General features: G+C 67.1%; 10 protein-coding genes. 1 reads left to right on the top strand and 9 read right to left on the bottom strand.

From position 1 onward, the window contains the following. Position 1 precedes the first annotated feature (1 nt). The 7 genes from purU to glyA all read right to left on the bottom strand — a co-directional run bounded on the left by purU (position 2) and on the right by glyA (position 8,837). Positions 2-856 (bottom strand): formyltetrahydrofolate deformylase, encoded by an 855-nt coding sequence (gene purU / locus GUY23_RS00740; protein WP_166968809.1) that lies wholly within the window; start codon positions 854-856, stop codon positions 2-4. A gap of 64 nt (positions 857-920) precedes the next feature. Continuing rightward, positions 921-2,333 carry an L-serine ammonia-lyase gene (locus tag GUY23_RS00735; RefSeq protein ID WP_166968807.1) on the bottom strand — a complete coding sequence of 471 codons (1,413 nt, stop codon included), beginning with the start codon at positions 2,331-2,333 and terminating at the stop codon, positions 921-923. Then, a complete protein-coding gene (locus GUY23_RS00730; RefSeq protein WP_166968805.1) occupies positions 2,333-3,007 on the bottom strand; it encodes a sarcosine oxidase subunit gamma in 675 nt (224 codons plus the stop codon). Before GUY23_RS00730 ends, GUY23_RS00735 begins: the two co-directional genes overlap by 1 nt. Continuing rightward, positions 3,000-5,927: a 2Fe-2S iron-sulfur cluster-binding protein gene (locus GUY23_RS00725; protein WP_166968803.1), complete on the bottom strand. Its 2,928-nt coding sequence runs from the start codon at positions 5,925-5,927 to the stop codon at positions 3,000-3,002. Before GUY23_RS00725 ends, GUY23_RS00730 begins: the two co-directional genes overlap by 8 nt. Further along, entirely contained in the window at positions 5,924-6,214 is a 291-nt protein-coding gene (locus tag GUY23_RS00720; protein ID WP_166968801.1) for a sarcosine oxidase subunit delta, read from the bottom strand. The genes GUY23_RS00725 and GUY23_RS00720 overlap by 4 nt, the downstream gene beginning before the upstream one ends. Positions 6,215-6,246: 32 nt before the next feature. Further along, positions 6,247-7,464, bottom strand: a complete 1,218-nt coding sequence (locus GUY23_RS00715) for a sarcosine oxidase subunit beta family protein (protein ID WP_166968799.1) — start codon at positions 7,462-7,464, stop codon at positions 6,247-6,249. Continuing rightward, positions 7,464-8,837 (bottom strand): serine hydroxymethyltransferase, encoded by a 1,374-nt coding sequence (gene glyA, locus GUY23_RS00710; protein ID WP_166968797.1) that lies wholly within the window; start codon positions 8,835-8,837, stop codon positions 7,464-7,466. Before glyA ends, GUY23_RS00715 begins: the two co-directional genes overlap by 1 nt. 148 nt (positions 8,838-8,985) lie before the next feature. Here glyA and GUY23_RS00705 point away from each other — a divergent pair, with 148 nt between their 5' ends. Next, positions 8,986-9,648: a GntR family transcriptional regulator gene (locus GUY23_RS00705; RefSeq protein WP_166968795.1), complete on the top strand. Its 663-nt coding sequence runs from the start codon at positions 8,986-8,988 to the stop codon at positions 9,646-9,648. Between the two features lie 194 nt (positions 9,649-9,842). Here GUY23_RS00705 and GUY23_RS00700 read toward each other — a convergent pair whose 3' ends face one another. Further along, positions 9,843-12,314, bottom strand: coding sequence for a cytochrome b/b6 domain-containing protein (locus GUY23_RS00700; RefSeq protein ID WP_166968793.1), 2,472 nt, complete (start codon positions 12,312-12,314; stop codon positions 9,843-9,845). Between the two features lies 1 nt (position 12,315). Continuing rightward, complete coding sequence (locus tag GUY23_RS00695) at positions 12,316-13,296, bottom strand: electron transfer flavoprotein subunit alpha/FixB family protein (protein ID WP_166968791.1); 981 nt, start codon at positions 13,294-13,296, stop codon at positions 12,316-12,318. Positions 13,297-13,304 lie beyond the last annotated feature (8 nt).

Below are 13,304 nucleotides of genomic sequence, written 5' to 3'. Positions count from 1 at the left end.
TTCAGCGCAGCACGACGGTCCTCTTGCCCGAGAGGAACACGCGGCCGTCGCAGTGCCATTTGACGGCGTTCGACAGTGCCTTGCACTCGGCGTCGCGGCCAGCGGCGACAAGGTCCTGCGGGCCGAAGGAGTGGTCGACCTCGACGAGCTGCTGGGCGATGATCGGGCCCTCGTCGAGTTCGCTGTTGACGAAGTGGGCGGTCGCCCCCACGGTCTTCACTCCGCGCTCCCACGCCTGGTGATAGGGCTTGGCACCCTTGAACGAGGGCAGGAACGAGTGGTGGATGTTGATCGCCCGACCGGTGAGTTCGCGAGCGAGGTCGTCGGAGAGGACCTGCATATAGCGGGCGAGAACGACGAGGTCGATCTCGAACCGGTCGACGAGTTCGAGCAGCTTCGCTTCCGCCTCGGGCTTCGTCTCCTTCGTCACCGGGATCCGGAAGAACGGAATGTGATGCCACTCGACGAGCTCGCGATGATCGGGGTGGTTCGACACCACGGCCGCGATCTCGATCGGCAGCTCACCGATCTGAGCGCGGAAGAGCAGATCGTTGAGGCAGTGCTCGAACTTCGAGACCATAACGAGCACGCGGCGCTTCTCCCCCTGCGGCCACAGCTGCCAGGTCGCACCGAACTCCTCGCCGATCGATTCGAAATCAGACCGCAGCGCCTCGATGCCGTTGCCCGGCTCCTCGGAGACGCTGAAGTCGATGCGCAGGAAAAGCCGTTGCGCATATTGGTCGTCGAACTGCTTGAGTTCCTTGATGTCACCGCCGTGGGTGAGCAGGGCCCCGGTCACCGAGTGGAGGATGCCCGGGCGTTCGTCGCATTCGAGGGTGAAGATGTAATCCTGCATGTCCAAATCTTCCTGTTCAGTGGTGTGAAAGTGGGAGGGATGATGCCCTGTCGCCCGGAACCGTTCAGCATTCGACGACGTTGACGGCCAGGCCGCCGCGCGAGGTCTCCTTGTACTTCGATTTCATATCGGCTCCAGTCTGCCGCATCGTCTCGATCGCCTGATCGAGGCTGACCCGGTGAGTGCCGTCACCATGCATCGCCAGGCGAGCGGCGTTGATCGCCTTCACCGAGGCGATCGCATTGCGTTCGATGCACGGAACCTGGACTAACCCGCCGACCGGGTCACAGGTCAGCCCGAGGTTGTGCTCGAGACCGATCTCGGCGGCATTCTCGACCTGTTCCGGACTCCCGCCGAGGACGGCACACAGTCCTGCGGCAGCCATCGCACACGCAGATCCGACCTCACCCTGGCAGCCCACCTCGGCGCCGGAGATCGAAGCGTTGCGTTTGAACAGGATCCCGATCGCCCCGGCCGTGAGCAGGAACTTCACGACGGCATCGTCGGACATCTCTGCGTCGGTGACGAAGCGGTCCATGTAGTGGAGCACCGCGGGAATGATGCCCGCGGCCCCGTTCGTCGGGGCGGTGACGATCCGCCCGCCCGAGGCGTTCTCCTCATTGACGGCCAGCGCGTAGAGGTTGACCCATTCGAGGGCATCGAGTGAACCGGAGGCCGTGTACTCGGCATCCTCGAGCTTCGCCCGCAGTTCCGGAGCACGCCTGCGCACCTTGAGCCCGCCGGGCAGCGTCGTCTCCTCACGCGTGCACCCGTTGTGTACGCATTCGCGCATCACCGCCCAGATCGCCAACAGCTTCTCCCGCAGCTGCTCATCCGTGCGGGTCACGCGTTCGTTGACGGCCATGAGTTCGGCGATGCTCAGCCCGTGCTCACGGCAGGCGACGAGGAGTTCATCGGCTGTGGCGAATTCGATCGCCTGCCCGGCCGCCTGCTGGCCCGCCTGTTCGGAGGCCTCGATCGCCTCGGCGGCGTCCTTCTCGGCCGCGAGCTCCTCGGCGGTGACGACGAATCCCCCACCGACCGAGTAGTACTCACGCTCGATGACCTCCTCGTCGACCTCGGCGCGGATGACCATCCCATTGGGATGGCCGGGCAGATTCTTCCGCAGATGGAGGACGAGGTCCGTCTCCGGTTCGAGTTCGATGACCAATTGCCCACCGAGGTGGAGCTTGCGTTGGGTCTTCACCTCCTCGACCAGCGGGCCCACCTGGTCGGGGTCGAGCGTTTCGGGGTCGAAACCGCTTAGGCCCACGAGGACCGCCGAGTCCGAACCGTGGCCGATGCCGGTTGCAGCCAGCGAACCGTAGAGTCCGACCCGGACCCGGCGGACCCGGTGCAGGAGACCCTGCCCCTCGAGTTCCTCGACGAACCGCAGTGCCGCCCGCATCGGCCCCACAGTGTGTGAGGAGGAGGGGCCGATGCCGATCGAGAAGAGATCGAGGACCCCGAGTGCCATCAGCCGCTCCCCTCCTCTGCGCCGGCAGCCTCAGCACCGTCGAGGAACTCGGCCATGCCGTCGAGCAGCCAGCGAACCGTGAAGTCCGCGAAGCTCGCCCGCGGGTAGACGCGGTATTCGAGCACCGAGGAGTGGTGGAGGATGACCGGGACCGGTCCCAGCGAGGTGACGATCGCGGTGCCGACGCCGAAGGCGCGCGGGTGGAGGTCGGCGCGGCAGCTCTTCTCGAGCACCTCGCGGGCCTTCGAACCCGACAGCTGGAGGATCGTGCGGTTGGCCGAGAAGTCGACGGCCTGTCCGGGCAGTCCTTCGAGGCCCGCTTCGGCGACGAGTGTCTCCCCCGGCTGCTGCTGGCGGGAGACATCGACGGCGAGGAACTCGTCAGGGCTCAGCCACAGGATGTGCAGTCCGGCACTGTCGCCGGTGACCTCACCGACCCGGCGCGGCAGTTCCAGCCCGAAGGTGTCTTCGAGTGCACGCCCCGAGGCCGAGTCCGGCTGTGCGCGCAGACCGAGCTGGACGGAGAACGGCAACTCGCGCAGGGCGACCTGGCGACCGCCCGCGGCACTCGCCTCGGCCATCGTCTCGGCCAGGTGCGCGGCGGGCGAGACCCGCAGGTCATCGAGGGTGTCGGAGGAGACGAGGGTGTCTGTGGAATATGTGGTGTCAGCCATCGCGGCGGTTCCCTTCCGGATCGTAGAAGACGGGCGAGGTGATCTCGACGTCGACCAAGGTGTCCCCGAGCGGGGACTGGACGATCTCGCCGGTCCGGTTGCGGCCGTTCTCGACGAGCGCGAGCCCGAAGGGCCGGTCGAGTGAGGGCGAGATGTAGGACGAGGTGACGTGGCCGATCATCGGCACCGGTCCCTCGTCCGGGGTGACCGGGGTTCCCGAGGTGATGAGCTGGGCGCCTTCGGCCAGACGCGTGGTCCCGTCGACCGGGAGCACACCCACGAGGTGCTTGCGGTCCTCCCGTGCCGTGTCGACGCGAGAATAGGAGCGATTGCCGATGAAGTCCTTGACCTTCGAGACGATCCATTCCATGCCGGCATCCTGCGGAGTCACGGTGCCGTCGGTGTCCTGACCGACGATGATGAATCCCTTCTCGGCGCGCAGCACGTGCATGACCTCGGTGCCGTACGGGGTGATGTCGAACTCGGCACCTGCCTCGGCGACGGCCTCCCACACGGTCAACCCGTAGAAGGTGTCGACGTTGATCTCGAAGGCGAGCTCACCGGAGAACGAGATCCGGCAGATCCGTGCGGGGATTCCGCCTACCAGCGTGGTCTCCCGGAAGCCCATGAACTCGAAGGCCTCGTTGGATACGTCGAGGTTCGGGGTGAGCTTCGCGATGACGTCGCGCGACCGGGGTCCGGCCACGGCGACGGTCGACCACTGTTCGGTCACCGAGGTGAAGACGACGTCGAGTTCGGGCCATTCGGTCTGGTGCCATTCCTCGAGCCATTCGAGGACGGTCGCCGCTCCACCGGTGGTCGTCGTCATGTAGTAGCGGTCCTCGGCCACGCGCAGGGTCACGCCATCGTCGAAGATCATTCCGTCGGGCTTGCACATCAGCCCGTAGCGGCCCTTGCCGACCTTGAGCTTCTTGAAGCCGTTCGTGTAGATCTGGCCGAGGAACTCTCCCGCGTCCTTCCCGCGGATCTCGATCTTGCCGAGCGTCGAGGCGTCCTGGAAGCCGACTGATTCGCGCACGGCCTTGCCCTCGCGCAACACCGCGGCCTCCATGTCCTCACCCGGCTGCGGGTAATACCAGGGGCGCTTCCACTGGCCGACGTCTTCGAACTCGGCTCCGTGGGCGACGTGCCAGGGGTGGATCGAGGTGACTCGGGCCGGGTCGAAGAGTTCGCCCTTGCGCCGTCCGGCCAGTGCCGCGAACGGCACCGGAGCAAAGGGGGCGCGGAAGGTCGTGTGTCCGACCTGTCCGAGGTCGTCGCTCTTGCCCAGCACCGAGGCGATCGCGCCGATGGCGTTGACCGCTGAGGTCTTGCCCTGATCGTTGGCCGTCGAGATCGAGGTGTAGCGCTTGATGTGCTCGACCGAGCGCATGCCCGCACCCATCGCCCGCTGCACGTCGGCGACGGTCTGGTCACGCTGGAAGTCGATGAAGTGGGTGGTCAGAGCGTCGTGATCATCCTCGGCCGAGGTGACCAGCCACAGCGGACGGGCCGGGGCGTAGGCCATCGGGGAAGCCGCCGGGACGCTGAGCGCGGCAGGGAAACCGGTCCGGTTCGCCGCCTGGTTGCCTGCCTCCGCACCCTGCCGCAGTGCCGCCTCTGTCGAGTAGTCACCGGTGACGGACCCTGCCGTGAACTGGTCGCGGACGGGGGTCGTGGGCACGAATGCCGCGATGTCGGCGTTCCAGTGGATCGGGCCCTTGCGCTGCCCGTGCAGGTGGATGACCGGCGACAGTCCGCCGGAGACCGCGAGCAGGTCCACGGCGATCTCTTCTCCTGCACCGGCGGCAACGCTGTCGTCGTCGAGGGTGGCGACGGTGATGGCGCTGATGCGTCCGGCCGTTCCCTCACCGGCGGTGCCGGTGACGGCGGAGCCGAGGATGAGGCGGGTGCCCGTGGCCGTGGTGACGGCTTCGGCCACCGCCGAGGCGGTCGGGCGGGAGTCGATGACCGCGGGGACGGTGATGCCGGCCTCGTGGAGGTCGGTGACGAGGTCGTAGGCGGAGTCGTTCGTCGTCGCTACGGCCACGTTCTGCCCTGCGGCCACACCGTAGCGGCCGAGGTAGGTGCGCACGGCCGAGGCGAGCATGATGCCGGGACGGTCGTTGTCGGCGAAGACGATCGGGCGGTCGTGGGTGCCGGTGGCGAGCACGACCTGGCCGGCGCGGATGTGCCAGACCTTCTGGCGCACTCCGCGACCGCCGGCTGCGGTGACAGCTTCGGTGAGATCTTCGAGGGCGACGAAGTAGTTCGAGTCGTAGCTGCCGAAGACCGTGGTGTTCGGCACGTAGGTGAGCTCTTCGTGCTCGGCGAATCCGGCGACGGTGGACTCGACCCAGTCGATGGCGTCCTGGCCGTCGATGGTCTCGGCCGTGGCCGGACCCGCGGCGAGCAGGGAGCCACCGGGCACGGACTGATCGTCGAGCAGCAGGGTGCGCGCACCGGACTTGCCGGCCTCGCGTGCGGCGGCGAGTCCGCCGGGACCGGCGCCGACGATGAGGACGTCGGTGTGCACGTGCTTGTGCTCGTAGACCAGTTCGTCCTGGCCCGGGTCAAGGATGCCGAGGCCGGCGAGGTAGTCGGCTTCGAGCCCTTCGGCGATGGCGACTCGGGTGGCGGGCAGCATCGATTCGGAGACATCGCCGGGGAACCGGGCGTGCACGCGGACGAGCGCATTGGACTCCTCGACGCCGGCGCCGAGGATGCCGCGGGCCCGTCCGAGGTAGGTCGAGTTGCCGCAGTCGATGCGGCCGGAGGCGATGAGGGCGCTGGCGATCGTGTCACCGGCGAAGCCCGAGTAGGCCTTGCCGTCGACGGTGAAGTCGATCGGGCGGGTGGTGTCGATGCCGGTGGCAGAGGGCAGTCGAGAAGCGGAGTGCAGACGGGTGGTGTTCGTCATCGAACCTCTCCTTGCGTGTCAGGGCGGGGCGAGCCGATCGGGTAGATCGCAGTGAAGTCGTAGGTGGCTGTGTCGCGGATGGCGTTGAACCACTTTCGGCAGCCGGCGCTGTGGCTCCACATCTCGGCAAAGGCACCGCGGTCGTTGGCACGGTAGAAGAGGTACTCTGCCCATTCCCTGTCTGACAGGGCGTGTGGGTCCTCGGGGTAGGGAACGTGGGCCTGTCCGCCGTAGTGGAATTCGGTTTCGTCCCGCGGCCCGCAGTTCGGGCAGTTGATGAGCAGCATGTCGGTCCTTTCAGTCCGGAGCGTCGACTCGCTCAGTGCGCCACGGCGGCGGCGCCGTGTTCGTCGATGAGGTGGCCGGTTTCGAAGCGGTCGAGGGCGAACGGGGCGTTGAGCGGGTGGGGTTCGTCGTTGGCGATGGTGTGGGCGTAGGTGAAGCCCGCTCCAGGGGTTCCCTTGAAGCCGCCGGTGCCCCAACCGCAGTTGGCGTAGAGTCCTTGGACTTCTGTCTTCGATACGATCGGTGAGGCGTCGAGGGTGACGTCGACGTTGCCGCCCCAGGTGCGCAGCACGTGTGCTCGGGCGAAGATCGGGAACAGCTCGATCGCGGCGGCGAGCTGCTCCTCGATGACGTGGAAGCCACCTCGTTGACCGTAGCCGTTGTAGGAGTCGACGCCGGCGCCCATGACGAGTTCTCCCTTGTGTGCCTGGGAGACGTAGACGTGGACGTGGTTGGACATGACCACGGTCGGGTGCACGGGTTCGAAGAGTTCGGAGACCAGTGCCTGCAGCGGGTGGGTCTGGATCGGCAGGCGGATCCCGGCCATATCGGCGAGCACCGAGGAGTCTCCGGCCACGGCGAGCGCAACCTTCTCGGTGGCGATCGGTCCGCGGTTCGTCTGTACGCCGACGACCTGGTTGCCGATGCGGTCGATGCCGGTGACCTCGCAGTTCTGGATGATGTCGACACCCATCTCATCAGCCTTGCGGGCAAACGCCCAGGCCACGTGGTCGTGCTTGGCGATGCCGGCGCGCGGCTGGTAGGTTCCGCCCATCACCGGGTAGCGGAGGTCGTCGCCGATGTTGATGATCGGGCAGACTTCCTTGACCTGCCCCGGGTCGAGCCATTCGGCGTCGACACCGTTGAGCTTGTTCGCATTCACACGGCGCTGGGATTCGCGCACGTCCTGGAGGGTGTGGGCGAGGTTGAGCACGCCGCGCTGGGAGAAGAGGAAGTCGTAGTCGAGTTCCTCGGGCAGCTGCTCCCAGAGCTTGAGCGACTTCTCGTAGATCGCCGCGGACTCGTCCCAGAGGTAGTTCGAGCGGATGATCGTCGTGTTCCGGGCCATGTTGCCCCCGGCCAGCCACCCGCGTTCGAGGATGGCGATGTTCGTCATCCCGTGGTTCTTCGCCAGGTAGTAGGCGGTGGCCAGGCCGTGTCCGCCGCCGCCGATGATGACGGCTTCGTAGGACTTCTTCGGCTCGGGGTTGCGCCACAGGAAGTCGGGGTGTTCGGGAAGCTGGTCTGCCATCAGCGTGCTCCGATCTCTGAGATGGTGGGGTAGAGCGGGTGGTTCTCGGCGAGAGCGGTGACCCGGGCGCTGAGTTCGGCGATGGTCTCCGGGCTCGCGCCGCCTGCCTCGGTGCCGGCCTTGAGCGCTTGCGCGATGATGTCGGCGACCTCGGCGAAGGCCTCGGAGCCGAAGCCGCGGCTGGCGAGTGCCGGGGTGCCGATCCGCAGACCCGAGGTGACCATGGGCGGGCGCGGATCGTTCGGCACCGCATTGCGGTTGACCGTGATCCCGATCTGCGCGAGCAGATCCTCGGCCTGCGTTCCGTCGAGTACGGAGTTCCGCAGATCGACGAGGACGAGGTGGACGTCGGTGCCGCCGGTGAGGACGGAGATTCCGCGGTCGGTGACATCGGATTCGGTCAGGCGGCGGGCGAGTTCCGCAGCACCGGCCAGCGTCCGCTTCTGCTTGTCGACGAAGGTGTCCGTGGCTGCGAGTCCGAAGGCGACGGCCTTGCCGGCGATCACGTGCTCGAGCGGTCCGCCCTGCTGACCAGGGAAGACCGCTGAGTTGATCTTCTTCGCGATGTCCGCATCGTTGGTGAGGATGATGCCGCCGCGCGGTCCGCCGAGGGTCTTGTGCGTCGTCGAGGACACGACATGGGCGTGTGGCACCGGTGAGGGGTGGAGGCCGGCGGCGACGAGACCGGCGAAGTGGGCCATGTCGACCATGAGGTAGGCGCCGACCTCATCGGCGATGCGTCGGAATTCCGCGAAATCGAGCTGCCGGGAGTAGGCCGACCAGCCGGCGACGATGAGCTTGGGCTGGTGTTCCTTGGCCAGACGCTCGACCTCGTCCATGTCGACACGGCCGGTGTCGTCGTTCAGGCCGTAGGGGACGATGGTGTAGAGCCGACCGGAGAAGTTGATCTTCATCCCGTGGGTGAGGTGGCCGCCGTGGGCGAGGTCGAGTCCGAGGACGGTGTCGCCGGGGCGGATGAGCGCGTGCATCACCGAGGCGTTGGCCTGAGCGCCGGAATGCGGCTGGACATTGGCGTACTCGGCGCCGAAGAGAGCCTTGACGCGGGCGATGGCGATGCGTTCGATCTCGTCGACCTGCTCGCAGCCGCCGTAGTAGCGGCGTCCCGGGTAGCCCTCGGCGTACTTGTTCGTCAGCACAGATCCCTGAGCGGCCATGACAGCCGAGGCGGTGTGGTTCTCCGAGGCGATCATCTCGAGGCCTTCGCGCTGGCGGTGCAGCTCGGCATCGATGAAGCCGGCGATCTCGGGATCGAGTTCGCCGAGGCTGGTGTTCAGCTCGACGGGTTCACGGCTTGGGAATTGGTCTTCGGTGCTGCTCTCGACGTTCGGGCGGGTGGCGATGTGCTCGCTCATGGATCTCCTTCGATCAGCTCTCGATCGCTTGGCTGAGTCCGGCTCGCCATTTGATCGTCAACTAATATATCAGTCGCGTTCCTGTAGTCTAGACCGAGAAATATCAGTAGTGCAATAGCTTTCCAGCGGGAGATCTCATGGCGAGGAGATGAGTTCAGTGGCAGATATCCCCGGAGGTCGGTCGTCCCTGGCCGAGCACGCCTATGAGGTGCTCCGCCATCGCCTCATCATGCTCGACATCGCTCCCGGCGATGCGATCAACGAGGCTTCGCTGAGTGCGGAGCTCGAGGTCGGGCGGACCCCGATCCGCGAGGCGCTCAAACGCCTCGAGGGCGAGCACCTGGTCAACTCGTACCCGCGGCGCGGCACGTTCGCAAGCAATGTCGACATCACGGACCTGGCCGCGATCACGGAGATGCGCGAAGCCCTCGAGCCGATCGCCGCCCGAAGAGCCGCTCGGAACATCACGCCGGAACTGCGCGCGGAGTTCGCGGAGACGATCGCCGCGATCAAGAGCCTCGATCCTGAACAGGATGCGCGCACACTCATCGAACGCGACCTCGGCGTCCACCGCCTCATCTACCGCGCGGTCGACAACCTCCACCTGCAGGAGACGCTCGTCCACCTCGACGACCTCGCCACTCGCATCTGGTGCCTCGTGCTGCCGCGGATCCCCGACCTCATCGGCCACATCCGCGAACACATCGGCCTCCTCGAGGGCATCCTCTCCGGCGACGAAGACCAGGTCGCCTCCTACGCGGGCGAGCACGTCCGCGAGTTCGAGGCGACCGTCCGGGCCGCCCTGATTTAGACTGCCCCGCACCTCGACCGCACTCTCACCCCACCCCGCAGCGACCGAGAAGCCCACGGGCACGTCCATCATCGCTGCCGACCGATGACGGCCGCATCCCCACGCACCGAGGGCCCCGAGCGACATGCACGTCGCTCGGGGCCTTCATCAGATCACGGCATGAACCGCGGCAGTATCGACTACGTGATGTTCGCCTACCTGCTCGACACCCGTCCGAAGAGGTTCGCGATCGGCGCCAGCAGCAGCGGCCTGGCCGCGAACCAACCGGCCACGACCACGACCATCGCCACGAGGAACCAGATGAGTCCGGCCCAGCCGAGCGCATTCGTGCCGGCGAACATGTACCCGAGGTTCTGCCGCATTCCGGTCGAGAACACGAGGAACACGTGAACGAGGATGAACATCACGAAGAACAGCATCGTCGGGAAGTGGATCGCCCGAGCCAGCGGCGCCGGGTAGATCTTGTTGAGCGTCGTGGCGTTCTTCGGCCACCATTCGCTCATCCGCACACCCGTGATCGCAGCCAGAGGTGCGGCGATGAACACGACGATGAAGTACATCAGCTGCTGGAGCGCGTTGTAGTTGACCCACGCGTTCTCCATCGGCCACTCGAGCGTCGCGTACTGCAGCATCGCCGACAGTGCGTTCGGGAACACCTCCCAGCTCGTGGGCACGATGCGCGCCCAATGTCCGGAGGCGAAGAGGAGCACGACGAAGACCACACCGTTGGCCAGCCACAGCAGGTCGAGACCCGTATGCAGCCAGAGGTTGATGCTGACCTTCTTCCCACCCTTCTTCGGGGTGTAGAACGCCGGCGGCTTCTGCTGGTGGCGCACCTGCAGACCCGACCGGATGATGAGCACCATGAAGAAGATGTTGAGGAAGTGCGTCCACCTCGCCCAGGCAGGGAAGCCCGCGTCGACGAAGTCGGGCTGGTGGTACTCGCCCGGGTAGCGTTCGAGGAACTCCGGCACACCCGGCAGGGTCGTGACACCGCGGGCGGCGAGGATGAGAATTCCGGCCGCGACGATGAGCCCGCCGATGGACAGACCGATGAGCTTGGCCCACTGACCCAGCGTCTTCGAACCGATCATGACCGGTTCCTTCTTGGCAGCAGGCTTCGCCGAGGTGGCGCTGCCCGATCCCGAAGAGGTGGACTTCGCAGCCGGTTTCGCAGCGGCCTTCGCGGCCGGTTTGTCCGCAGTGCGGGCCGCCGCCTTGTCATCGGACTTCGCTGCGGGCTTGGCCATCGGCTTGCGCTGAGCTGGCTTGTCCGTGGCCTTGGCCGCAGGCTTGCCCATGGGCTTGCGCTGGGCGGGCTTCTTCTCGGCCGTGTCCTCGGACTTCTTCTCCGACGCCGAGGCGGCTCCCGCTGCTGCGGCACCTGCACCGGCGGCGGCTCCCGCCCCTGCGGCTGCCGCACCGGCGCCGACGCCGCCGATTCCGGTGCGTCGACCTTGGGGCTTTTTGTCTGCGTCGTCGGCATCTGCCGGCGTCGATTCCTGCTTCGCGGCCGCTTCGGACCCTGTGGCTTCAGCAGACTTCACATCGGCCGAAGCAGCAGTCGCTCCTGCGGCAGGTTTGACCGCACTTGCCGGCGCGAAGCCTTCCGGCGGCCACGGATCTCCCCCGGCGGTACGCGGGAGTCCACGGCGCAGGGGCACATCGGACTTCTCGCCCGAAGCGCTCGACGGGGCGGCTGCGGCAACGCCGGTGCCGGCGCCAGCGGCACCGGCCCCTGCGGCGGCAGCCGCTGCCGGTGCGGCAGAGGACTCGGAGGCCGAGTCGGCCTGGGCATCTGTCTGTTCGGATGCGGTGTCGGCCTGCTCCGTGGATGATTCCGCGGAACCGGCTTCAGTGCTGTCTTCGCTGCCGTCGGCCGGGGCATCCCCGGCTGCTGACGCAGCGGGGGCTGCCGTTCCTGCGGCCTTGACCCCTGCGGGAGCAAAGCCTTCCGGGGGCCAGGGCTCTCCGCCCTCAACACGCGGCAGACCTCGGCGCAGGGGCACCTCAGCGGCACCGGCTGCTGCGGATTCGGGGGAACCGGACTCGGCGGCGGCCCCATCCTCCTCATCCGAATCGGATGCAACTGCGGCGGCGCCGACAGTGGCTCCCGCCCCGGCACCCGCGGCAACGGCGGCCGGAGCAGCGGAACTCGACTCCTCTGCCGAAACGTCGGCAGAGATCTCTTCGGGCGTCGGCTCTTCAACAGAGCCGGTCAAGTCCTCAGCAGGGGCGCCCGCATCCTCGGCGGACTCAGATCCTCCGACAGGCTCTCCGGCCGATGCGGCAGCCGCACCGGTGGCCTTCACTCCGGCAGGAGCGAAGCCTTCCGGCGGCCACGGCTCTCCACCCTCAACGCGCGGCAGACCGCGGCGCAGGGGCACCTCGGCCTCCGCGGCAGCATCTTCGACGTCAGTGTCCTCGGCGTCGTTGTCCTCGGCGTCAGCGGAGACGGCGGTCTCCGTCGGTTCCTCAGCGTCGGTCACATCAGGCTCGGCCACCTCGGCGGGGGAACCTGCATCCAGTTCCTCCGTGTCCGACGCTTCCGCGGCGAACGTCGCGCCCTCCTCCAAGGGCTCGCCGATGGTGCCCTCCGGTGGCCAGGGGTCACCACCTTCTACTCGGGGCAGGCCCGAGCGCAGTGAACTGGAATAGGTGGCCATATCAGGACTTGTTCTCTTTCAGGGTCTCGATCGCCTGCGGGACGACCTTGAACAGGTCGCCGACGACGCCGAAGTCCGCGATGTCGAAGATCGGGGCTTCGCCGTCCTTGTTAACCGCGACGATGGTCTTCGAAGTCTGCATACCGGCCTTGTGCTGGATCGCGCCCGAGATGCCCAGCGCCACGTAGAGCTGCGGGGACACGGACACACCGGTCTGACCGACCTGGTGCGACTGCGCGATGTAGCCGGCGTCGACGGCTGCACGGGAGGCGCCGACAGCGGCACCGAGGACGTCGGCGAACTCGCCGACGAGTTCGAAGGACTCCTCCGAACCGACACCGCGACCACCGGAGACGACCTTCTGCGCACCGCGCAGCTCCGGACGCGACGAGGTCTCGACGATGGCTTCGAACGAATCGATCGCGGCGGCACGCTTGCCGGAATCGGCGACCTCGAGGGCCTGCGCATTGGCCGACTGGGCCTCGGCGCGGGTCTCGATCGAGCCGAGACGCACCGTGATGACGGGGGCGCCGAAGGTCGGGGCCGAGGACGCGGTGTAGCCGCCGCCGTAGACGGAGTGGTTGGCCACGATGCCCTCGGAGTCACGTTCGACGCCGATGGCGTCGACGCACACGGCCGAACCGGTGCGCACGGCGAAGCGGCCGGCGATGTCGCGGCCGTCGAGGGTGTTGGGCACGAGCACCGCATCGGGAGCGGTGAGTTCGGCGGCCGATGCCACGGCATCGACGGCGGAGGTGCCGAGGTTGCCTTCGGCAAGCTCAGCGGTCAGGGTTGCGGTGGCACCGAGCTCGGCGGCCTTCTCAGCCGCAGCATCGGCACCGCCGGAGGCGGCGAGGACGAGCGCGATGGGCGAACCGATCTCGGAGGCGCCGCCGAGCAGCTCGGCGGCAGGCTTCTCCAACTGGCCTTCGGCATCGGCGGTGAGGACGACGAGAATGGCATCCTGCGGGAATTCTGACATGACGATTC

The sequence above is a fragment of the Brevibacterium atlanticum genome, from assembly GCF_011617245.1.
Classification (GTDB): Bacteria; Actinomycetota; Actinomycetes; order Actinomycetales; family Brevibacteriaceae; genus Brevibacterium; species Brevibacterium atlanticum.
The sequence above is the reverse complement of the archived record's forward strand: the minus strand, read 5'-3'. Positions and strand labels throughout refer to the sequence as shown.

Bases quoted from the DNA above. Each gene is read 5' to 3' on its own strand.
- purU (WP_166968809.1), bottom strand. From the start codon at position 856: ATGCAGGATTACATCTTCACCCTCGAATGCGACGAACGCCCGGGCATC.
- GUY23_RS00735 (WP_166968807.1), bottom strand. From the start codon at position 2,333: ATGGCACTCGGGGTCCTCGATCTCTTCTCGATCGGCATCGGCCCCTCC.
- GUY23_RS00730 (WP_166968805.1), bottom strand. From the start codon at position 3,007: ATGGCTGACACCACATATTCCACAGACACCCTCGTCTCCTCCGACACC.
- GUY23_RS00725 (WP_166968803.1), bottom strand. From the start codon at position 5,927: ATGACGAACACCACCCGTCTGCACTCCGCTTCTCGACTGCCCTCTGCC.
- GUY23_RS00720 (WP_166968801.1), bottom strand. From the start codon at position 6,214: ATGCTGCTCATCAACTGCCCGAACTGCGGGCCGCGGGACGAAACCGAA.
- GUY23_RS00715 (WP_166968799.1), bottom strand. From the start codon at position 7,464: ATGGCAGACCAGCTTCCCGAACACCCCGACTTCCTGTGGCGCAACCCC.
- glyA (WP_166968797.1), bottom strand. From the start codon at position 8,837: ATGAGCGAGCACATCGCCACCCGCCCGAACGTCGAGAGCAGCACCGAA.
- GUY23_RS00705 (WP_166968795.1), top strand. From the start codon at position 8,986: ATGAGTTCAGTGGCAGATATCCCCGGAGGTCGGTCGTCCCTGGCCGAG.
- GUY23_RS00700 (WP_166968793.1), bottom strand. From the start codon at position 12,314: ATGGCCACCTATTCCAGTTCACTGCGCTCGGGCCTGCCCCGAGTAGAA.
- GUY23_RS00695 (WP_166968791.1), bottom strand. From the start codon at position 13,296: ATGTCAGAATTCCCGCAGGATGCCATTCTCGTCGTCCTCACCGCCGAT.